The sequence below is a fragment of the Methyloparacoccus murrellii genome, from assembly GCF_054657115.1.
Genome location: NZ_BAAHXD010000055.1, coordinates 1 through 20,265, shown reverse-complemented (window position 1 = coordinate 20,265; position 20,265 = coordinate 1). Strand labels below are relative to the sequence as shown.

The 20,265-nt window shown below is 66.1% G+C and carries 22 protein-coding genes and 1 pseudogene; 14 read left to right on the top strand and 9 right to left on the bottom strand.

The window, feature by feature from the left end; translation table 11 throughout:
* Positions 1-85 precede the first annotated feature (85 nt).
* Both ACYQ1H_RS13615 and ACYQ1H_RS13610 read left to right on the top strand, forming a co-directional pair.
* Positions 86-832, top strand: a complete 747-nt coding sequence (locus ACYQ1H_RS13615; RefSeq protein ID WP_460028590.1) for a DUF5765 domain-containing protein — start codon at positions 86-88, stop codon at positions 830-832.
* A 31-nt stretch (positions 833-863) separates the two neighbouring features.
* Positions 864-1,298, top strand: coding sequence for a protease inhibitor I42 family protein (locus ACYQ1H_RS13610; RefSeq protein ID WP_460028589.1), 435 nt, complete (start codon positions 864-866; stop codon positions 1,296-1,298).
* A 72-nt stretch (positions 1,299-1,370) separates the two neighbouring features.
* On the opposite strand, the gene ACYQ1H_RS13605 is transcribed toward ACYQ1H_RS13610, so the two are convergent.
* The 7 genes from ACYQ1H_RS13605 to ACYQ1H_RS13575 all read right to left on the bottom strand — a co-directional run bounded on the left by ACYQ1H_RS13605 (position 1,371) and on the right by ACYQ1H_RS13575 (position 9,058).
* Positions 1,371-2,594 (bottom strand): argininosuccinate synthase, encoded by a 1,224-nt coding sequence (locus ACYQ1H_RS13605; protein WP_460028588.1) that lies wholly within the window; start codon positions 2,592-2,594, stop codon positions 1,371-1,373.
* A gap of 129 nt (positions 2,595-2,723) precedes the next feature.
* Positions 2,724-3,947 carry a DUF1615 domain-containing protein gene (locus ACYQ1H_RS13600; RefSeq protein ID WP_460028587.1) on the bottom strand — a complete coding sequence of 408 codons (1,224 nt, stop codon included), beginning with the start codon at positions 3,945-3,947 and terminating at the stop codon, positions 2,724-2,726.
* 37 nt (positions 3,948-3,984) lie between these two features.
* Positions 3,985-5,079 carry an alanine racemase gene (gene alr / locus ACYQ1H_RS13595; protein ID WP_460028586.1) on the bottom strand — a complete coding sequence of 365 codons (1,095 nt, stop codon included), beginning with the start codon at positions 5,077-5,079 and terminating at the stop codon, positions 3,985-3,987.
* A complete protein-coding gene (gene dnaB, locus ACYQ1H_RS13590) occupies positions 5,066-6,454 on the bottom strand; it encodes a replicative DNA helicase (RefSeq protein WP_460028585.1) in 1,389 nt (462 codons plus the stop codon). Before dnaB ends, alr begins: the two co-directional genes overlap by 14 nt.
* A 2-nt stretch (positions 6,455-6,456) precedes the next feature.
* The gene (gene hldE, locus ACYQ1H_RS13585; RefSeq protein WP_460028584.1) at positions 6,457-7,917 is read right to left on the bottom strand and encodes a bifunctional D-glycero-beta-D-manno-heptose-7-phosphate kinase/D-glycero-beta-D-manno-heptose 1-phosphate adenylyltransferase HldE; all 1,461 of its coding nucleotides are present in this window, start codon (positions 7,915-7,917) and stop codon (positions 6,457-6,459) included.
* A 239-nt stretch (positions 7,918-8,156) separates the two neighbouring features.
* Positions 8,157-8,843 (bottom strand): Bax inhibitor-1/YccA family protein, encoded by a 687-nt coding sequence (locus tag ACYQ1H_RS13580; RefSeq protein ID WP_460028583.1) that lies wholly within the window; start codon positions 8,841-8,843, stop codon positions 8,157-8,159.
* The gene (locus tag ACYQ1H_RS13575; RefSeq protein WP_460028582.1) at positions 8,840-9,058 is read right to left on the bottom strand and encodes a hypothetical protein; all 219 of its coding nucleotides are present in this window, start codon (positions 9,056-9,058) and stop codon (positions 8,840-8,842) included. The genes ACYQ1H_RS13580 and ACYQ1H_RS13575 overlap by 4 nt, the downstream gene beginning before the upstream one ends.
* Between ACYQ1H_RS13575 and ACYQ1H_RS13570 the strand changes: the two genes are divergently transcribed.
* The 11 genes from ACYQ1H_RS13570 to ACYQ1H_RS13520 all read left to right on the top strand — a co-directional run bounded on the left by ACYQ1H_RS13570 (position 9,057) and on the right by ACYQ1H_RS13520 (position 17,925).
* Positions 9,057-10,037: a Tim44 domain-containing protein gene (locus ACYQ1H_RS13570; RefSeq protein ID WP_460028581.1), complete on the top strand. Its 981-nt coding sequence runs from the start codon at positions 9,057-9,059 to the stop codon at positions 10,035-10,037. The two genes, ACYQ1H_RS13575 and ACYQ1H_RS13570, sit on opposite strands and share 2 nt — an antisense overlap.
* A gap of 123 nt (positions 10,038-10,160) precedes the next feature.
* The gene (gene hemJ / locus ACYQ1H_RS13565) at positions 10,161-10,583 is read left to right on the top strand and encodes a protoporphyrinogen oxidase HemJ (RefSeq protein WP_460028580.1); all 423 of its coding nucleotides are present in this window, start codon (positions 10,161-10,163) and stop codon (positions 10,581-10,583) included.
* Positions 10,584-10,625: 42 nt separating this feature from the next.
* Positions 10,626-10,859, top strand: coding sequence for an FmdB family zinc ribbon protein (locus tag ACYQ1H_RS13560; protein ID WP_460028579.1), 234 nt, complete (start codon positions 10,626-10,628; stop codon positions 10,857-10,859).
* A gap of 187 nt (positions 10,860-11,046) precedes the next feature.
* Entirely contained in the window at positions 11,047-11,448 is a 402-nt protein-coding gene (gene rpsF / locus ACYQ1H_RS13555; protein WP_460028578.1) for a 30S ribosomal protein S6, read from the top strand.
* Positions 11,449-11,505: 57 nt separating this feature from the next.
* Positions 11,506-11,733, top strand: coding sequence for a 30S ribosomal protein S18 (gene rpsR / locus ACYQ1H_RS13550; RefSeq protein WP_460028577.1), 228 nt, complete (start codon positions 11,506-11,508; stop codon positions 11,731-11,733).
* A gap of 34 nt (positions 11,734-11,767) precedes the next feature.
* Positions 11,768-12,676: a DUF2232 domain-containing protein gene (locus tag ACYQ1H_RS13545; protein WP_460028576.1), complete on the top strand. Its 909-nt coding sequence runs from the start codon at positions 11,768-11,770 to the stop codon at positions 12,674-12,676.
* A 53-nt stretch (positions 12,677-12,729) separates the two neighbouring features.
* Positions 12,730-13,176 (top strand): 50S ribosomal protein L9, encoded by a 447-nt coding sequence (gene rplI / locus ACYQ1H_RS13540; protein WP_460028575.1) that lies wholly within the window; start codon positions 12,730-12,732, stop codon positions 13,174-13,176.
* A gap of 54 nt (positions 13,177-13,230) precedes the next feature.
* The gene (gene waaA / locus ACYQ1H_RS13535) at positions 13,231-14,517 is read left to right on the top strand and encodes a lipid IV(A) 3-deoxy-D-manno-octulosonic acid transferase (protein WP_460028574.1); all 1,287 of its coding nucleotides are present in this window, start codon (positions 13,231-13,233) and stop codon (positions 14,515-14,517) included.
* A gap of 40 nt (positions 14,518-14,557) precedes the next feature.
* A complete protein-coding gene (gene ychF, locus ACYQ1H_RS13530; RefSeq protein WP_460028573.1) occupies positions 14,558-15,649 on the top strand; it encodes a redox-regulated ATPase YchF in 1,092 nt (363 codons plus the stop codon).
* 432 nt (positions 15,650-16,081) lie between these two features.
* A complete protein-coding gene (locus ACYQ1H_RS13525) occupies positions 16,082-16,477 on the top strand; it encodes a thiol-disulfide oxidoreductase DCC family protein (protein WP_460028572.1) in 396 nt (131 codons plus the stop codon).
* Positions 16,474-17,925 (top strand): cryptochrome/photolyase family protein, encoded by a 1,452-nt coding sequence (locus ACYQ1H_RS13520; RefSeq protein ID WP_460028571.1) that lies wholly within the window; start codon positions 16,474-16,476, stop codon positions 17,923-17,925. The genes ACYQ1H_RS13525 and ACYQ1H_RS13520 overlap by 4 nt, the downstream gene beginning before the upstream one ends.
* Positions 17,926-17,974: 49 nt before the next feature.
* Here the strand turns inward: ACYQ1H_RS13520 and ACYQ1H_RS13515 are convergent, their stop codons facing one another.
* Positions 17,975-18,622, bottom strand: coding sequence for a hypothetical protein (locus ACYQ1H_RS13515; protein ID WP_460028570.1), 648 nt, complete (start codon positions 18,620-18,622; stop codon positions 17,975-17,977).
* 132 nt (positions 18,623-18,754) lie between these two features.
* Positions 18,755-19,291, bottom strand: coding sequence for a WbuC family cupin fold metalloprotein (locus tag ACYQ1H_RS13510; protein ID WP_460028569.1), 537 nt, complete (start codon positions 19,289-19,291; stop codon positions 18,755-18,757).
* Positions 19,292-19,695: 404 nt separating this feature from the next.
* Between ACYQ1H_RS13510 and ACYQ1H_RS13505 the strand changes: the two are divergent.
* Positions 19,696-20,265 (top strand): annotated as a pseudogene (locus ACYQ1H_RS13505) (chemotaxis protein CheB); the annotation flags it as partial.

Genomic DNA, 20,265 nt, shown 5'->3' with positions numbered 1-20,265 from the left:
CTAACGAGAGCGTCAGGCGCCACCGTGGCGCCGCCGCTTTGTCCGGCTCCGAATCCGATAACGATAATTTAAGAGGAAATACCTTATGTGCTGGAGTGGAGAAGCCTCGGCCGTGCTGGCCACGGTCGGTTTTGGCACCGCCGCCTACGTTGCCTGGAAGGGCGAGTCGAAGGAGTTGTGGATTCCCTTGACCTATTTCGCCTGCATGGAACTGCTGCAGGCGGCAACCTACGTCTACATCAACCTCTGCGATGCGCCACCCAACCAGATACTGACGCTTTTCGGCTATCTGCACATCGCCTTCCAGCCCTTCTTCGTCAACATGGTGGCCATGTATTTCATTCCCGAGGAGGTCAAGCGGAAGATCAGCACGGTCGTCTACAGCATCTGCGCCGTGGGGGCGCTGGCGATGCTGGTCAAGATGTATCCCTTCGCCTGGGCGGGCAAGTGCATCATCGGCTTCGAGGGATTCTGCGGGGCCGAGGCCTGCTCCGTTTCCGGCGACTGGCACATCGCCTGGCAGCTGCCACTCAACGGCCTGATGTCGGACTATCCCGACAACCCCTTCGGTTTCCGTTACGGGCTGCATGGCTTCACCTACATCCTCACCGCCTTCTGGATGCCGATCCTGTACGGCTCCTGGCGCTTCGTCGGCTTCCACTACCTGGTGGGGCCGCTGATCTCCGACATCCTGACCTCCAATCCCAATGAGTACGCGGCGGTCTGGTGTCTGTTCTCGATCGCGCTCTGCGTTTCCGTGATCAAGTCGCCGATCCGGAAGTATCTGCACGTGCAGACCTGGCCGTATTACCGCAAGGCCTACGCCGTCTGAGCGCCCGGCATCGGTTGCCGGCTTGTCCGCCATGCGCCGGCGCACGGCCCGCCGATCGATCCGCCTGGCGTTGCTGGCAGGGATGCTCGCAGCCGGCGGCGGGTGTCTGCCGGTGATCGACGAGCCCGGCATCCCGGTTGTCGAGGTCGCCACGCGGGATGCCGGTGCCACCGTGGATCTGGACATGCAGCAGCGGTTGGTGATCCGTCTCGATGCCAGCTGGACCACGGGCTATCGCTGGCTGCTCATCGACCGCACGGGGCAAATTCTGGAGACCGTGGGCGATGCCCCGGATTATCAGGAGCAGGCGAATCCTGGCGGACTGCTGGGGCTGGGCGGGCAGGAGGTCTGGACCTTCCGGCCGCTGGCCAGGGGCGACGGGCTGTTGCGCTTCGAGTACCGGCGCCCCTGGGGCGAGGGCCGGGAGGCCATCCGCTCGGCGGTGTTCAACGTCAGGGTACGTTGAGGCGGGACGGCCGAAGCCTCTGCCCGGTGGCGCCTCCGGGGCGCTGACCGGGCAGGGTAGTGGAGGGCGTCGTCAGGCGAAACGGGCGCCTTTCTTGGCGGCAATGCGCATGCGCAGGGCGTTCAGCTTGATGAAGCCCTCGGCATCCTTCTGATTGTAGGCACCCCGATCATCCTCGAAAGTGGCGATGTTCATGTCGAACAGGCTGTTGTGCGCGGATTTCCGGCCGACCACGGTGACGTTGCCCTTGTACAGCTTGACGCGCACCTCGCCGTTCACGTTCGCCTGCGAGCCGTCGATCAGGTTCTGCAGCATCTGGCGCTCCGGGCTCCACCAGTAGCCGTTGTAGATCAGGCTGGCATAGCGCGGCATCAGTTCGTCCTTGAGGTGGGCAACCTCGCGGTCCAGGGTCAGGGACTCGATGGCCCGATGGGCCTTGAGCATGATGGTGCCGCCCGGGGTTTCGTAGCAACCCCGCGACTTCATGCCGACGTAGCGGTTCTCGACGATGTCCAGGCGACCGATACCGTTGGCGCCGCCCAGCTGGTTCAGGCGCGCCAGCACCCGGGCCGGGGACATGCGCTCGCCGTCGATGGCGACGATATCACCGCGTTCATAGCTCAGCTCGACATAGGTGGGCTGGTCCGGAGCCGCCTCGGGCGAGACGCTCCAGCGCCACATGCTTTCCTCGGGTTCGGCCCACGGATCCTCCAGGACGCCGCCCTCGTAGGAAATGTGCAGCAGATTGGCGTCCATGGAGTAGGGCGAGGCCTTGCCGCGCTTCATCTCGATCGGGATGCCGTGCTGTTCCGCGTAGGCCAGCAGGGTTTCGCGCGAGGTCAGATCCCATTCGCGCCAGGGCGCGATAACCTTAATGTCGGGCTTGAGCGCGTAGGCGCCCAGTTCGAAGCGCACCTGATCGTTGCCCTTGCCGGTCGCGCCGTGGCAGATGGCGTCGCAGCCGGTTTCGTTGACGATCTCGATCAGCCGCTTGGCGATCAGCGGGCGGGCGATCGACGTGCCCAGCAGGTATTCGCCTTCGTAAATGGCGTTGGTGCGGAACATCGGGAACACGAAATCGCGTGCGAATTCTTCCGTCAGGTCGTCGATGTAGATCTCCTGGATGCCCATGGCCTGCGCCTTGGCCCGCGCCGGCTCCACTTCCTCGCCCTGGCCGATGTCCGCTGTGAAGGTGACGATTTCGCACTGATAGGTTTCCCGCAGCCATTGCAGGATGACCGAGGTGTCAAGGCCGCCGGAGTAGGCGAGGGCAACTTTCTTGATGGTGGTGGACATGGAATCGCTACCTGATGAGTCGAAAAAAAGCGGAATTATAGGGTGCCGCCGGCCTTCCCGGCAGATCGGCTGCCGTTCGGCATGACCGTTACCGTCGGTATCGGCCCGCCTGGGCGCTTGGCATGACCTTTAGCGGCGACGCAGGCAACGGTTGAAACGCTCGTTGACGCGCTGGGCGAACCGGGCCGTGGTCAGTCCGCGGGTGATTTTCGGGCTGTTCAGCCGGATTTCCGGCAAGCGTGCCGAATCTGGCCGGAGGCCGCGCTGCTGGGCCAGCAGGAACAGGTGCCGATAAAGCTCGGTCTGCTCGAAGCCGGCCGATTTCTCCTGGCGCAGGTCAGCCAGGATGGCCGATGCGCCCAGGCCCAGGGCGTTCGCCAGCTGAAGCGTGGCCTGCTGGGTCTGGCTGGGTTCCTCGCTGACAGTGCCATCCCGGTAGCGCAGGAGATCGCCGTCCGGTTCGATGTCGATGCCGGTCAGCTGGCCGACCGTCTGCTGGAAGGCCGCATTGCGGCTGGCGTAGCGACCGGCGTTGAAGTCGGCGAAGCGGTAGCGCATCTGCCGATAGGTGGCCGGGTAGTCGAGCAGGTAGGCGGCGCCGAAATACAGCCCGCCGCGGCGGCTGAACAGTTCCTCGCGCAGCGAGCCGGTGCGCGGATAGGGGTAGGGTTTTTCCCGCACCTGCCGCTCGGCGAAGGCAAGGCTGACCTGCATCGGTCCTCCCGTCCTGACCGGGTTGTAGTGCGCCAGCCATTGCCTTCCGAACGGCAGCTCGGCCGTCATGTCCGCGTATAGCCGGTTCAGGTCGTTCTCGGTCCGCAAGGCAGCGATGCGCTCCCGGTAGCTGTGGCCATCCGGCGACCGCATCGACAGGGCCAGCTCCAGCGCGCCTGCGGGAATGTGGTAGCGTTCGGCGCGCCTGTCGATCTCGGCCCGCACGATGCGTGGCAGGCCCGCCACCGGGGGATCGGCCTGGAACGAGGATTCCTGCTCGGTGACCGCGATGACGGCGCACAGGTTTTCGTCGGTCGGCGCCAGTCGCAGCGCCGCGAAGGCCGTCGCCATGTCCCGGGCCCAGCCCCCGGCATCCTGGATACCGGGCGGCAGCAGATGACGGATGCGCGTGCGGGTATCGCCGACGCCCGCCCGGACCGGCTGACTGCTGGCCGGTCCGGGGCGGGCCGGTTTCTGTCCGGACGCCGGGCTCGCCGCGGCTTCCAGCAGGTGATCGATTTCGTCTGCCGTCGGTTCGCCCCGGGTGCCCGCGGCGCCGGTCGGTGGCGGCAGGGTCGCGCAGCCCGTCAGCTGGATGGCCGCCAGTATCGCCACCAGGACCCTGTGCCACCCGCTCATGGGGACCGGCGAAAGAGGGCGTCGACGCATCCTCGCCTCAGACGTCGATGATGCGCACGCGCTGGGTGATACCGCAGAGCAGGTCGTAGGGAATGGTGCCGGCCTGGTTGGCGATCTCCTCCACCGGCAGGCCTTCCCCCCAGAGGGTGACGAGATCGCCGATGTCCGCCTCGGGACATGCGGTCAGGTCCAGCGTGATCATGTCCATCGAGACGCGCCCGATCAGCGGCACGCGCCGGCCGCGCACCAGCACCGGCGTGCCGGAGCGGGCCAGCCGGGGATAGCCGTCGCCATAGCCGATCGCCGCCACGCCCAGGCGCGTCGGATGCGGGCAGATCCAGTCGCCGCCATAGCCGACCCGGGTGCCGGCCGGCACCTGCTTAATGCTGATCAGCCGCGAGCGGAAGGTCATCACCGGTTCCAGATCCTCGTCGAGCCCGTTGCGGCCCGGGAATGGCGAGACGCCGTACAGGGTGATGCCGGGCCGCACCCATTCGCGGCGCGCATCCTGCCAGGCGAACAGGCCGGCCGAGTTGGCGATGCTGGATTCGCTGGCCACGTCGCGCGTGACATCGCGAAACAGCGTCAGCTGATGTTCGGTGAAGCGGTCCTCGATCTCGTCGGCATTGGCGAGGTGCGACATCAGCGGAATGGGCTGCCGGACCGCCGGGCAGGTTTCCAGCCGCCGCCGCAGGACATGGAATTCGCCCGGCAGCATGCCGAGCCGGTGCATGCCGGTGTCCAGCTTGAGCCAGACTGCCAGGGGACGCGGCAGCCGCGCCTGTTCCAGCCAGTCCACCTGCCAGTCGGAGTGGATCACCGGTTCCAGGCCGGCCTCCGCATGCGCCGCCAGTTCCTCGCGGCTGACGAAGCCTTGCAGGACCGCGATGCGTTGCTCGATGCCCCCCGCGCGGAGGGTCAGGCCCTCGTCGGTGCGGGCGACCGCGAAGCCGTCGGCCGCCTGCAGGCTGCGGGCGATGCGCAGCATGCCGTGCCCGTAGGCATTGGCCTTGATGACGGCCATGACCCGGGCTTCCGGCACCACGGCACGGATGCGGCGCAGGTTGCCGGCGGCAGCCGTCAGCTTGATCAGGGCATGCGCGGTGCGGGTGGGATCGTCAGTAGGACTCACCGGCGTAGGGGTCGTGGATGAAGTTCTCGAAGCGGGTATATTGGCCCAGGAAGGTCAGGCGTGCCGTGCCGATGGGGCCGTTACGCTGCTTGGCGATGATGATTTCGGCCGTGCCCTTGTCGGCGGTCTCCTTGTTGTAGACCTCGTCGCGGTAGATGAAGACGATGACATCGGCATCCTGCTCGATGGCGCCGGATTCACGCAGGTCCGACATCACCGGCCGCTTGTTCGGCCGCTGTTCGAGGCTGCGGTTGAGCTGCGACAGGGCGATCACCGGCACGTTGAGTTCCTTGGCCAGCGCTTTGAGCGAGCGGGAAATGTCGGAAATCTCGTTGACGCGGCTCTCGGCGCCGGGCGACTGCATGAGCTGGAGATAGTCCAGCACCACCAGCCCCAGCTGGCCATCGTGTTCGCGCGCCAGGCGGCGGCAGCGGGCGCGCACCTCGGTGGGCGTCATCGCCGGGGTGTCGTCGATGAAGAGTTTGGTTTCGGCGAGGATGTTGATGGCCGAGGTCATGCGCGGCCATTCGTCGTCCTCCAGCTTGCCGGTGCGGACGCGGTGCTGGTCGATCCGGCCCAGCGAGGAAATCATGCGCATGGCCAGCTGTTCGCCGGGCATTTCCATGCTGAACACCGCCACCGGCACCTGCTCCTTGATGGCGACATGCTCGGCGATGTTCATGGCGAAGGTGGTCTTGCCCATGGATGGCCGGCCGGCGACGATGATCAGGTCGGAGGGTTGCAGGCCCGAGGTCATCTCGTCGAAGTCGTTGAAGCCGGAGCTGGCACCGGTGATGTGGCCTTCCTTCTGGAACAGCATCTCGATGCGGTCGATGGCCTTGGCCAGCAGCGGCTTGATGGGACTGAAGCCGGTGCCCTTGCGGCGGTACTGGTCGGCGATGTGGAAGACCCGCTGCTCGGCGGCCTCGATCAGCTCGATGGTCTGCCGGCCCTGCGGATGGTAGGCCAGATCGGCGATATCGCCGCCCGAACTGATCAGCTGCCGCAGCACGGATTTCTCGCGGACGATCTCGGCGTAGGCCACGATGTTGGCGGCGCTGGGCGTTTCCTTGGCCAGCGTGGCGAGGTAGGCCAGCCCGCCGCATTCCTCCAGCCAGCCGAGCTGCTCCAGGGTCTCGGACAGGGTGATGACATCCAGCGGCGACTGCTTTTCCGCCAGCAGCTTGATGGCGCGGTAGATCAGCTGGTGGTCGCGGCGGTAGAAATCGTCCTCGATGAGGAAGTCGGCGACCTTGTCCCAGGCCTGCTTGTCCAGCATCAGGGCGCCGATCACCGATTGCTCGGCGGTGATCGAGTAGGGCGGAACCTTCAGGGCCTCGACATTATCGGCGGGTTTGCGGGAACGTTCGGCCATGCTCAGGAATCGGCAGCGGTGGAAGCGGTGTCGAGGGTTCTCCGGCCGCTGATCCTGTCGATCAGGCCGGTGGTCGAGTGTCCCTCGACGAAGGGCAGGATACGGACCTCACCGCCACGGGCGAGGACCAGGTCATGGCCGGCAATCGCGGTGATGTCGGGGTAGTCGCCACCCTTGACCAGGATGTCCGGCAGCAGCCGGCCAATCAGGGCGCGCGGGGTATCGTCCTCGAACGGTACGACCCAGTCGACGCAGGCCAGCGCGGCCAGCATGGTCATGCGGTGCGGCAAGGGATTGATCGGGCGCTCCGCGCCCTTGAGCCGCCGTACCGAGTCGTCCGAATTGACCATCACCAGCAGCCGGTCGCCCAGCTCGCGGGCGCGTTGCAGGTAATCGACATGGCCGGGGTGCAGGATGTCGAAGCAACCGTTGGTGGCGACGATCCGCTCGCCCTCGGCACGCGCGGCCGCCAGCAGCGGCAGCAGCGCCTCGGCATCGGTGACGCCGCGCCGGCGGGCGGGGGAACCGCCGCGGAGCGACTGGGACAGCTCGGCCGCCGAAATGGCGGCGGTGCCCAGCTTGCCCACCGCGAGACCGGCGGCCAGATTGGCCAGGCGGGTGGCCTCGGCCAGCGGCAGTCCGGCGGCGAGGCCCGCCGCCAGGGTGGCGATGACGGTATCGCCGGCGCCGGTGACGTCGTAGACCTCCTGGGCATGGGTCGGCAGATGCAGGGGGGGCTGCTCCCGTTGCAGCAAGGTCATGCCCTGCTCGCCGCGGGTGATGAGCAAGGCCTCCAGCGCCAGTGCCTCCAGCATCCCCATGCCGCGCTCGACCAGCTCCGCATCGCCGCGGCAGGCGCCCGCGACAGCCTCGAACTCGGCGCGGTTGGGCGTCATCAGGGTCGCGCCGCGATACTTGCCGAAGTCCGTGCCCTTGGGATCGACCAGAACCGGCTTTGCCTGCTCGCGGGCGATGGCGATCAATTCGCCCACCTGCCACAGGGTGCCCTTGCCGTAATCCGAGAGTACGGCGATGTCGGCCATTGCCAGCTGCTGCCTGAAACGGTCCACGAGACGGCCCGGCTCCGGCGCGGCAAAGCCTTCCTCGAAATCCAGCCTGATGAGCTGCTGGTGGCGGCTCAGCACGCGCAGCTTGGTGATGGTGGTGTTGCCCGGCAGGGTTTCGATGCCGCAGTCGATGCCGGCGGCTCGCAGCAGGTTTTCCAGGCCGGTTCCGGCTTCGTCGTCCCCGCGCCAGCCCAGCAGGCAGACCTGGCTGCCGAGGGCGGCGATATTCAGCGCCACATTGCCGGCGCCGCCGACGCGCTCCTCGATCTGGTTGACCCGGACCACCGGCACGGGGGCTTCCGGGGAAATGCGCGACGTGCTGCCATGCCAGTAGCGGTCGAGCATGAGGTCGCCAAGCACCAGGAGGCGGTGGCGGGTAAAGTCGGGGAGATGCATGTTCCGGCAGGGGCGAAGAGGCCACGAAGCATAGCACAGTGGCGCACCCCGGCGGCTCGGGCATGGGCCAGGGCGCCCGGCCTCCCGGCCGGTGTCCGGCAGCAGGGAATGGTCAGCGAGGGTGTGCCGCCGGGAAGCGGATCAGCGGGTCCCGGCGGGTGTTCGTCATGAGCTCGCCGGGAGTGTCGCGTCTCCCTGTGGGGCGACGCATCTCTTGCCGGCGGCTATTGCGGGGGGGCTCAATCCTCGCCCTGCAGCACACCGAACAGCTGCAGAAGGCTGGTGAACAGGTTGTAGATGGAGATGAACAGGGTCAGCGTGGCCTGGATGTAGTTGGTCTCGCCGCCATGAACGATGGCGCTGGTCTGAAACAGGATGAGCCCCGACATGAGCAGCACGAACATCACCGAAACCGCCATGGACAGGCCAGTGAGGCCGGGGATGAAAAGCGCCGCCAGGCCTGCTAGGAACGCCACCAGGATGCCGGCCGACAGCATGCCGCCGAGGAAGCTGAAATCCTTGCGGCTGATCAGGGCATAGGCGGAGAGGCCGACGAAGGTCAGTCCGGTGCCGCCCATCGCCAGCATCACCAGCTGCGTGCCGTTGGCGAAGCGGCCGATGTAGGCATTCAGGATGGGGCCCAGTGTGGCACCCATGAATCCGGTCAGCGCGAACAGGAACAGAAGTCCCAGGGCGCGATCGCTGAAACGGTTGACGAGATAGAGCAGGCCGAAGTAGCCGACCAGCGTGATGAGCGGGCCGGTATAGGGCAGGTTCATGAACATGGCCGCGCCGGCGCAGGCCGCGCTGAAGATCAGGGTCATGGCCAGCAGCGCATAGGTGTTGCGTAGCACGCGGTTGGTGGCCAGAACGCTGGCGGCCGGCTGACGGACAAGAGTCGATGTCGATGTGGGGGTCTGGTTCATGCGCAAGTCTCGCTGATGTTGGGAACGGGATTGTTCGACCACGGAATGGTAGCGCAGTTTGGTGGCGGGCAAGCCCCGGCGCGCCGGTTGGCCGCGGCTGGCGAACCTGTCTTCTGCGGGCGGGTCTCATGGGCGTCGGCAGGATCGTGCTTGATTTTTCCCCGGCCGCGCACCATCTTGTTGCCGGTCAATACCTGACAGAGAAACGTATCCATGACTAGAAAATCCGGTTTCGTGACCAGTGCCCTCCTGGGGCTCCTCGTATTCACCGCGGGCGTGTCGGATGTCTCCGCGGCCCGCATGGGTGGCGGTCGCTCCTTCGGTAGCCGGCCGTCCTACAGCGCGCCGTACCAGCGTTCCACCACACCTTCGAATCCGGGCACGGCCCGGCCGGACATGCCGGCGCAGCAGCCCGCCATGTCGGCGGCCCAGCAGCGCAATCAGGCGGTGCGCGACTCCCTGGCGCAGCGCGGCGGTCTCGGCCGCTTCCTTGGCGGTCTGGCGCTCGGCGGCCTGCTGGGCGCGCTGTTCTTCGGCGGCGGCTTTGAACACATCAATTTCTTTGACCTGCTGATCTTTGCCGGTATCGCCTTCCTGCTATTCAGGCTGCTGGCCGCGCGTCGCCAGGGCCAGGCGCGTCCGGCGTCGGCGGGCGGCTATTTTGGCGGCGGCGCCGCCGATGCGGGCGAGACCGGTTCCGTGTATGGCCGGCAGGGCAGCGATGGCCGGGCCCCCGCTGCCGGTTTCGACACCGACATCTTTTCCCGCAAGGGCGGGCCCGCCGGCGCCGCGCCCGCGGGCAATGGCGTGGCGATGCCGGCCGACTTCGATGCGCCCGCGTTCCTGAACGGTGCCCGGGTCGCTTACGAGATGATGCAGAAGGCCTGGGACCGGGGTGACCTGGCCGAGTTGCGGGCACTGACCACCGACAAAGTGTTTGCCGAGTTGCAGGAGCAGATCCGTGCCCGTGGCGTCGCACCCAATCAGACCGACCTGCTCAAGGTCGAGGTTGAGCTGCTGGAGGTCCGCGATACCGGCAGCGACCGGGAGGTGACCGTGCTGTTCGATGTCCTGATGCGCGAGGAGCGGGATGCGCGACCCGAGCAGGTGCGCGAGGTCTGGCACTTCACCCGACCCCGCAACAGCCGCCAGCCGACCTGGTTCCTGGATGGCATCCAGCAACTGGAGGACTGAGTGGCATCCGGCGACGGTTTGTGATCTTGACGAGGGGCAGTGCAATCTGCCCCGCACCAACCGTCGTCGCCTGACCGGACGGCAGCTCCGGATTCCTACCCATCCAGCGGACAGACATCGCCCATGTGGCTCAAGGCCCTGCATCTGATTTTCATGGTGACCTGGTTCGCCGGGCTGTTCTATCTGCCCCGGCTGTTCGTCTACCATGCCCTGGCGGACGACACGATCAGCCGGGAGCGCTTCAAGGTCATGGAGCGCAAGCTCTACTGGGGCATCACGACGCCGGGGATGCTGCTGACGCTGCTCTTCGGCATCTGGATGCTGGCCGATTACGCCTGGGCCAGTTATGGGCATGGTGGCTGGCTGCATGCCAAGCTCGCGCTGCTGGCACTGCTGGTGGCGTATCACGTGCAGTGCGGTCGCTGGCTGAACGACTTCAGGCACGATCGCAACCGTCATGGCCATGTCTATTACCGCTGGATGAACGAGGTCCCGGTGCTGTTCCTGATCGCTATCGTCCTCCTGGCGGTTCTGAAGCCCTTCTGAAACCCGAAACCTCTTCCCCTCTTAACGACGACGGATTCACCCATGCCTACCTACGACTATCAGTGCAAATCCTGCGGCCATCCCTACACGGCCATGCACAAAATCAGTGAATCGGCGCCGGCCTGCCCGGAATGCGGCGGCGCCGACATCAGGAAACTGGTTGCGGCGCCCGCCGTACATGGCAAGGGTGGCGGCGCATCCCATGCCGAGCCGGCTTGCGCCGCGCCCGCCTTCCAGGGCGGCTGCGGTTCCGGCATGTGCGGCCACCGGCATTAAGTTCCGCGGCAACGCATGCCGGGGCGTGCCCCGGCACGCCAGATTCCTCGCTTCCTGCTGACGGCGGGTTTTGAACAACCCGCCGGAATCCTGTATATTTCCCGCCTTTTAGCCGGCGGCCAGTCATGGCCGTCACTCCTTGCCTCACCGTTGTTCCGGGAGGCTTCATCATCCGTAAGGAGCATTCATGCGTCATTATGAAATCGTCTTCATGGTTCATCCGGATCAGAGCGCGCAGGTTCCAGCCATGCTGGAGCGCTATCGCACCCTGATCGAGTCGGCATCCGGTGCCATCCACCGGCTGGAGGACTGGGGACGCCGCCAGCTGGCATACCCGATCAACAAGATCCACAAGGCACACTACGTGCTGATGAATATCGAATGCGACCAGGCCACCCTGGAAGAGCTGGAAAGCGGCTTCCGTTTCAACGATGCGGTCCTGCGCAACCTGACCATCCGCCGGGAGAGCGCGATTACCGAGCCTTCCCCGATGGCGCGCAAGGAACATCAGGAGTCCGCCGAGATTCGCGATGCCGACGGCGAAGGCGCCCCGGCCGCCGAAGCGCCGGCGCAGCCCGTTGCCGGTTGAGCTTTCCCGGCATCGCATCATTGATACACAACGACTAGCGCATTCGAGGTTAATTAGATGGCACGTCAATTCAAGCGCAAAAAATCCTGCCGTTTCTCCAGCGAGGGTGGCCAGGAAATCGATTACAAGGACCTGGACCTGCTGCAGGAATATATTTCCGAAACGGGCAAGATCGTCCCCAGCCGCATCACGGGCACCAAGGTGAAGTACCAGCGCGAGCTGGCGACCGCCATCAAGCGTGCGCGCTTCCTGGCATTGATGCCGTTCTGCGACAGCCACGAGTAAGCGCAGGGCGGACGGCGGCCGGGGCTTCCCATCCGTGAACACGCTGGCGAATTTCATCATGAAGGGCCGCTCGCAGGCCATTCTGGTGATGGCGGCACTGACCATCCTGTCCTGGATGCTGTCGTTGGCCAGCCTGCTGGCGGCGGCAGCCGTGGCGCTGCCCACCCTGCGGCGCGGTGGTCGGGAAGGGCTGTGGCTGATCGCCGGAGCGCTGCCGGTGGTTGCCCTGGCGGGGCAGATGATCATGGGCAGCGCGGTTCAGGCCGGCGGCTTTGCGCTGGCCATGTGGCTGCCCTTGCTGGTGATCGCCATGATTCTGCGGGAAACCGCCAGCCTGTCCATGGCCGTGATGGCCACCGTCGGCCTGGGCATCCTGGTCGTGCTCGGATGCTACGCGGTCATCGGGGATCCGGCGGCCTACTGGGGTGAAACCCTGGGGCAGGCTGTCAGGCCGATGCTGGAACAGCGTGGCGCCGGCGGCAACGAGGCCGCGCTCCTCCAGTCGATGGCGGTGTTTGCGCGCTTCGCCACCGGTGCGATCGCGGCGGGTTCCGTCCTGACCGTATTGCTCAGCCTGTTCATCGCTCGCTGGTGGCAGGCCAGCCTCTACAATCCGGGCGGATTCCGCGCTGAATTCCTGGGCTTGCGCATGCCGAAGTCGCTTGCCGGCACCTTTTTGCTGATGCTGGCCGTGGCGGCAACAGGGGGTGTCGCGGGCGAAATCGCTGCCAATCTGTCAGTGCCGATGTTCATGGCCTTCCTGCTGACCGGTTTCTCGGTCGTGCATGCCCTGTGCGCGGGCAGTCCATCGGGCCGGTTCTGGCTGATCGGTCTCTACATCGGCATGATGTTCATGGCCCCCCTGCTCCTGCTGGTCGCCCTTGCGGGGCTGACCGATGCCTGGCTCGACTGGCGGCGCAGGCTGCCAGCGCGGCGCGGCTGATGCAGTCCCATCCTGAATCAAGACGACATAACTAATTTCTGAGGTCAATCAACATGGAAATCATTCTTCTGGAAAAGATCCCCAACCTGGGCGGGCTGGGCGACAAGGTCAACGTCAAGCCGGGCTACGGTCGCAATTACCTGATTCCCCAGGGCAAGGCCGTGGTGGCCACCGCTGAAAAACTGGAACAGTTCGAGCAGCGCCGCGCCGAACTGGAAAAGAAGGCCGCTGATACCCTGGCGGCGGCACAGGCGCGCGCCAGCGCGATCGGCGCCCTGTCCGTCACCATTACCCACAAGGCCGGCGACGAAGGCCGCCTGTACGGTTCGGTCGGCACCCGCGATATCGCCGAGGCCGTGACGGCTGCCGGCATCGCCGTCGAGAAGCAGGAGGTCCGCCTGCCGTCCGGCCCGATTCGCCATGTCGGCGAGTACGAGATCGGCATCCAGCTGCATGCCGACGTCGTGGCTATCCTGCCCCTGACCGTCGCCGCCGAGTAATCGGCTACCCGGACTGGCGCCGTTCCGCGGCGCCCCGAGCCCAGGGCAAGAAGCGTGAAGCAACTCTACACGCTGCTTTTCTACGTCTTCCTGCCCGGGGTGTTGTTGCGGCTGCTGGGGAAAAGCCGCGGGCAGCCTCGCTATCGCCAACGCATCGGTGAGCGCCTCGGGTACTACCGGGACATCCCTCCCGCACCGGCAACCCTCTGGATCCATGCGGTTTCGGTGGGTGAGTGCGAGGCCGCCTTCCCCCTGATCCGCTCGCTCCTGGACCGGCAACCCGGTCTGACCTTGCTGGTGACCTGCGCCACCCCCACCGGCTCGGCGCGCATCGCCGAGGTGCTGGGCGATCGGGTCCGGCATGTCTATCTTCCCTACGATCTGCCGGGCGCGGTTGACCGCTTTTTCACGCATTTCCAGCCCCGCTTCGGCTTGATCATGGAGACCGAGATCTGGCCGAACCTGTTCCTCGCGGCACGGGCCAGGCAGGTTCCTCTGGCCATTCTCAATGGGCGACTCTCGGCGAGATCGGCGCGCGGGTATCGGCGCCTCGGCAAGCTGACCGCGCAGAGCCTTTCCGCCGTCAGCCTGATAGCCGCGCAGACGGAGGGCGATGCCGAAGCCTATCGCTCGATCGGTGCCGCTGCCGCGGCGGTCACGGTCACCGGCAACATCAAGTTCGACGCACCCTGCGACCAGGCCATGCGGGCGCGTGCGGCGGAACTCCGGCGGACGCTGTTCGGCGAGCGTCCGGTCTGGATAGCCGGCAGCACTCATCCCGGTGAGGAGGAGCAACTGCTGGAATCCCTGTCCGCCATCCGGCGCACGGTTCCAGACCTCGTGCTGGTCATCGCACCGCGCCATCCGGAGCGCTCCGGCGAGCTGGCGAAGCTTTGCGAACGCGCCGGGCTGGCGGTGCAGTACCGCTCAGGCGGTGGCGCCTGTGGCCCGGATACCGGCGTCTACCTGATCGACGGGATCGGCGAACTGCGGCTTTTCTATGGCACGGCCGACGTTGCCTTCGTCGGTGGCAGCCTGGTCCCGCATGGCGGCCAGAATGTCCTGGAGCCCGCAGCGGCCGGCATCCCGGTCGTGATGGGCCCGCATGTCATGAATTTCCGCGAAATCTGTGCCAGGCTGCTGGCGGCCAACGGTGCCGTGCAGGTGAACGACGCCGGTGAGCTGGGGCAGTGGGTCAGCCGTTTTATCCGCGAGCCGGACGTGGCGCAGGCCTATGGCCGGCGTGGCCGCGACTTTGTCGAAGCCAATCGCGGCGCCCTGGCGCGGACGCTCGACCGGCTGGAGGCCTGGATGCACCAGCCATCCCCGGGCCCGCACTGATCGCTACACTTCCATCATCCTTCTCTACTGACATCCCGCTATGACGCTTTACTGTGGCATTGTCGGTTTGCCGAACGTCGGCAAATCCACGCTGTTCAACGCCTTGACCAAGGCGGCCATCGCCGCCGAGAACTATCCTTTCTGCACCATCGATCCGAATGTCGGCGTGGTGCCGGTGCCCGACCCGCGGCTCGATGCCCTGGCCAAGATCGTCAAGCCCGAGCGGGTGCTGCCGACCACCATCGAGTTTGTCGATATCGCCGGACTGGTGGCCGGGGCCTCGAAGGGCGAGGGCCTGGGCAACCAGTTCCTCGCGCATATCCGGGAAACCGATGCGATCGCCCATGTCGTTCGCTGCTTCGAGGACGAGGATGTCATCCATGTGGCTGGCAAGGTCGATCCGATTTCCGATATCGAGGTCATCAACACTGAATTGAGCCTGGCCGACATGGCCACCGTGGAGAGGGCCCTGCAGCGCGCCACCAAGGCGGCCAAATCGGGCAACAAGGACGAACAGGCGCGCAAGACCCTGTTCGAGTCCGTGCTGGCCCATCTCGACGCCGGCAAGCCGGTGCGCACCCTGGAGCTCGACGCCGAGGAGAAAGCCCTGCTGCGCGAACTGCATCTCCTGACCAGCAAGCCGACCATGTTCATCGCCAATGTTCGCGAGGACGGCTTCGAAAACAACCCCTTCCTGGAGCGGGTCAGGGCGCATGCCGAAGCCGAGGGGGCCCAAGTCGTGCCGGTCTGCGCAGCGTTCGAAGCCGAAATCGCCCAGCTGGACGAGGCGGACAAGGGCGACTTTCTGGCCGAGATCGGGATGGATGAGCCCGGCTTGAACCGCGTCATCCGCGCTGCCTACAAACTGCTCAACCTGTCGACCTACTTCACGGCCGGCGTCAAGGAAGTGCGTGCCTGGACCATTCCGGCCGGCGCCACGGCACCGCAGTCGGCCGGCGTGATTCACACCGATTTCGAGCGCGGCTTCATCCGCGCCGAGGTGATCGCCTACGATGATTACGTCAAACACGGCGGCGAGCAGGGTGCCAAGGATGCCGGCCGCTGGCGTCTCGAAGGCAAGGAATACGTGATGCACGATGGAGATGTCGTGCATTTCCGCTTTAACGTCTGAACGCATCACTGCCTCAGCGTTTCATGCAGCACCGGGAAAGCATGGAGACCCCAGAAAAACCGCGCAATTGCGCGGTTTTTCTCGTTTCAGGAGAGACCTGTGGATTTCTGGTGCGGCCAGAACGGCCATGAGTGCCGAGCGATGGCACCGGAAACTGGAACAGGCCGATCGGTGGCTGGATTGCTCCCCGAGGGCGCGGGCAGCGCCGATACGATGGCGCACACCCGATGAGCCGGTAACCGCGCCGGAACCACTCGCCGGGCGTCATGGCGAAAGCGGGCCTGGTCGTTCCCTAAGCCTGCGGACGGGCCACCGCGACTATCTGGCCTTTCATCGTGGCAGGGTGTGGCGCGGTTGACGTGGCCTTGCCGGCGAACTTGTGTCCCCGGCCCGTCTCTAAGCCGCTTCTTTCTACCTTCCGGAGGCTGTGGCGTGGGTGAAATCTGCAATCCTGTCATCGTGTTCTACGATGGCGGCTGTCCGCTTTGCCGGCGGGAAATCGACCACTATCGGCGCGTCGCCCGTGAGTTGCCGTTTACCTGGGTGGACGTCACCCAGCCGGAGGCGGACCTGGCCCGCCATGGGCTGGAGCTTGAGGCTGCCCTGCGCCGGTTCCACGTCATCGACCGGGCAGGCACCCTGCAAAGCGGGGCCCGCGCCTTTCTCGCGCTGTGGTCGGAGCTTCCCGGCTATCGCTGGCTGACCCGCCTGGTGCGCGCGCTCGGTCTCGCCCCGCTGCTGGACGGGGTTTACGCGCGCTTTGCCGGATGGCATTTCCGGCGGCGCTGCGCGGCCGGGGCATGCGGCTTGCCGGGTGCATCCCCATGACGGCCGGCACGGCCATCGTCTGGTTCCGGCGCGACCTCCGGCTGGCCGACAATCCCGCCCTGCTGACAGCCCTGGCGTCCGCCGAGCGCGTCATTCCGGTGTTCGTCGATGCGCCGGAAGATGCCTCCGGCTGGGCAATGGGCAGCGCCAGCCGCTGGTGGTTGCACCACAGCCTGGCGGCCCTGGAGCGCTCGCTCGCCGAGCGCGGGTCGCGGCTGATCATCCGGCGCGGCGAGGCCGGTGCCGAACTGCGACGCCTGCTGGCCGAGACCGGCGCCCGTCAGGTGTTCTGGAACCGCCTCTACGAACCTGCGGCGATCGCGCGCGATGCCGCCATCAAGCGGCTGCTGCGCGAGACGGGGATCGATGTCGCCAGCTTCAACGCGGCGCTGCTATATGAGCCCTGGGAGATTGGCCGCGGTGGCGGCGAACCTTACCGCGTTTTCACGCCATTCTGGAAGGCGATGCAGGCCAGGGGCCTGGAGCCTGTGCCGGAGCCGGCACCCTCGTCCTTGCCGCCGGTACCGCCGGATCTGGTCTCGCAACCCCTCGCCGAGTTGCGGCTGCTGCCGGGGATTCCCTGGGATGCCGGCTTCCATGCGCATTGGCAGGCCGGCGAGGCGGGGGCCTGGGCGCGACTGGAGGAATTCCTGGAGGCCGATATCCGGGGCTACCGGCAACGGCGGGATCTGCCTGGCGAGCCCGGCACCTCGCGGCTGTCGCCGCATCTGCATTTCGGCGAAATCTCGCCGCGACAGATCGTCAGCGCCATGCGCGATCGGGAAGTGCCTGCCGCCGACAGCGGCGCTGGCTGCTACCTCCGGGAAATCGCCTGGCGCGAGTTTGCCCATCACCTGCTGTTCCACTTCCCGCATACGACCGATGCGCCCCTGGATGCGCGTTTCGCCCAGCTGCCCTGGCGCGAGGACGGCGCTGACGAGATCGGGCGCTGGCAGCGTGGCGAGACGGGGTATCCGATCGTCGATGCCGGGATGCGCGAGCTGTGGCGGACCGGCTGGATGCACAACCGCGTGCGCATGATGGCGGCTTCGCTGCTGACCAAGAATCTGCTGGTTCCCTGGCAGCGGGGCGCGCGCTGGTTCTGGGACACCTTGGTGGATGCCGATCTCCCCAACAACAGTCTGGGCTGGCAATGGACCGCCGGCTGCGGGGCCGATGCCGCGCCGTATTTCCGGATCTTCAACCCGGTTCTGCAGGGCGAGCGCTTCGACCCGAAGGGGGAATACGTGCGTCGCTGGGTGCCGGAGCTGGCCCGGGTGCCGGACGAATGGCTGCACCGGCCCTGGGAAGCGGGGGCCGAGCGCCTGGCTGGCTGGGGCATCCGGCTCGGCGAGCACTATCCGCGGCCGATCGTGGATCTCAAGCTGAGCCGGGAACGGGCACTGGCCGCCTTTGGCGCGCTCAAGGCGCCTCCCGCCTCGGTGTGATGGGCAGGGGGGTTGCCGGCGCGCCGGACGGTTCGGCAATCCGGATCGGTCAGCGGCGGTAGGGGCGGCTGGCCGAGCTGGCGCGCTGCGGCGGCTGGATGTCGATATCGATGGCCTCGATCAGCCGCGCCACCACCATGTCGCCCGCCTTGATCTCGTTGAAGCGGCGGATTTCCGGCTTGGCGGTGAACTGCATCAGCCGGCCTTGCGGGCCCTTCAGCGTGATCTTGCGGTTCTGGTAGTCGACGTCAACCACCTTGGCCGACAATTCGTAGGCGCGGACGATGGCCGCTCCGGGCTTGGCGCCCCTGACCGGCTTGATTTCCTCGACCTCCTCCCAGGCCGGCTTGCCGCCGGGGCCGACGACGAAGATTTCCACCTGGTCGCGGAATGCCGCCTTGATGGTGTCGCCGACGCCGATTTCGTTGAAGTTCCTCACCTCGGGACCGACCTTGACCTTGGCGACCTTGTCGTCCGGGAATTTCAGCGTGAGGATGCGGTTCTTGCGGCTGATGGCCTGTACTCGGGCGCTGAGGGTCATGTCGATCTGTTCGACGAGCGAGGGTTTGTCGGCCGGTCCGCTGGCTGTCTGACCGACGCTGGTGGTCTTCTTCTTCGAGGAGCAGCCCGTCAGGGGGGAGCTGGCCAGCACGGCAACGGTACTGGCGACGATCAGAGAGCGGAAGGTTGATCTCATGGGAGTCCGTGACTACGCGGGTTTCAGACGATTGAAAAAGAATCGCCGCATTGAAGCGGCCTGTCCGCAGTTTAGCAAGTCGGGAAAAACTTGCGCAACGCGCCCGGGACGGGCCTTTTCAAGGTGGATGTCTCAGCCCGGACGGGCGCTTGCCGCGCCGGTGCATGCCGGAGACGGTGCCGCCTCGCCAACCTGCGCCTGCTTCAGCCAGTCGAGATAGGCGGCGCGATCGGGGCTGTCGTCACGGGGCGACCAGGCCGCGAAATCCGGCTCCGCGACAGGCGTGTAGGGACCGGGTTTGACTTCCAGCAGGATGGTGCCCGGGCGCAGGGCAAGCAGGGTATGCCAGTGATAGGCCGGCAGTTCGATGGCCAGGGTTCCGCCATCCGCCACCAGCTCGATGCGCTGCGTCACCCGGCCGTGGTCGTCGAAGGTCAGGGCGACGGCAGCGCCACGGACGCACAGCAGGCATTCCCAGCCAGTGTCGCGGGCGTGGCGGTGAGGCCGGACATACGTGTCAGGGTCCAAGGCATTGAAGAGGCGCTGGACCGGATCGTCACTCGATGTGTGCAGGTTGAGGTTGCTGCGTCGCCGTGGGCTGGCGCTGGCCCGGCCGGCCAGGTGGTCGAGGTCGGTCGAGCGGATGCAGGTGATGGGGCGGGTGCTCATGGTGTCGGGTGGTTGTGGCGGTTGTGGTCATCCTGCCGGGGCTCCCCGGGAGCCGGGGGAGATGTGGCCGATGCCGGACAGGTCATGCGAGGCCGGGTAGGCGCCTGTCACGGGCTCTGCCGGGCAACCGGGCATGCCCCCCCGGATGGCGTGTCGCGCATGGCATCCAAGCAAGGCCGTGAGCGGCTGCCCTGGAGACTCTGGACATCGGGCCTTTAGGAAATTGCATGATCTGACGATACTAGAGATGGCTCTCGGTGTCCTGGTCAAGCGGTATGGGCTGACCGGGAACCCGTCTGCGGAACACGCACCCAACAGGTAGCTTGTCCCGCGTCCGCCAACCACGGAAGCCCCGGTGACACCCGGGCTGGTACATTCACTCATCCACTCAAGGTACCGGTTTGATGGAAAGTCGTTCGTCGTCCCATGATTCCGGCGCTGCCGCCAATCCCGGCTTCAATGATTATGTCATCTGTCTGGGGGCCTCGGCCGGCGGTCTGGATGCGTTGGAAAAATTCTTCAAGGCCTGTCCGGGTGACACGGATGCGGCCTTTGTCGTCATCCAGCACCTCTCGCCCGATCACAAGAGCATGATGAGCAATCTTCTGGCCCGGCATACCCCGATGCCGGTGGCCATGGTCGAGGATGACATGCCCATCCGGGCCAACTAGGTATACCTGATTCCGCCCGGCACCATCATGCATGTCCATTCCGGGCATTTGCGCCTGACACCCAAGAATCCCAGGGGGCTGACGCTCCCGATAGATATCTTCTTTTCATCCCTGGCCGAGTCGTTCGGCAAGAAGGCGGTGGGGGTGATCCTGTCCGGTACCGGCACGGATGGCACCCGGGGGAGCATCGCGCTCAATGCTGCCGGCGGCTTTGTCCTGGCCCAGGACCCCGAGACCGCCAAGTTCGACGGCATGCCGCGCAGTGTCATCGCCGCCAATGTGGTCGACGCGGTCCTGCCGGCC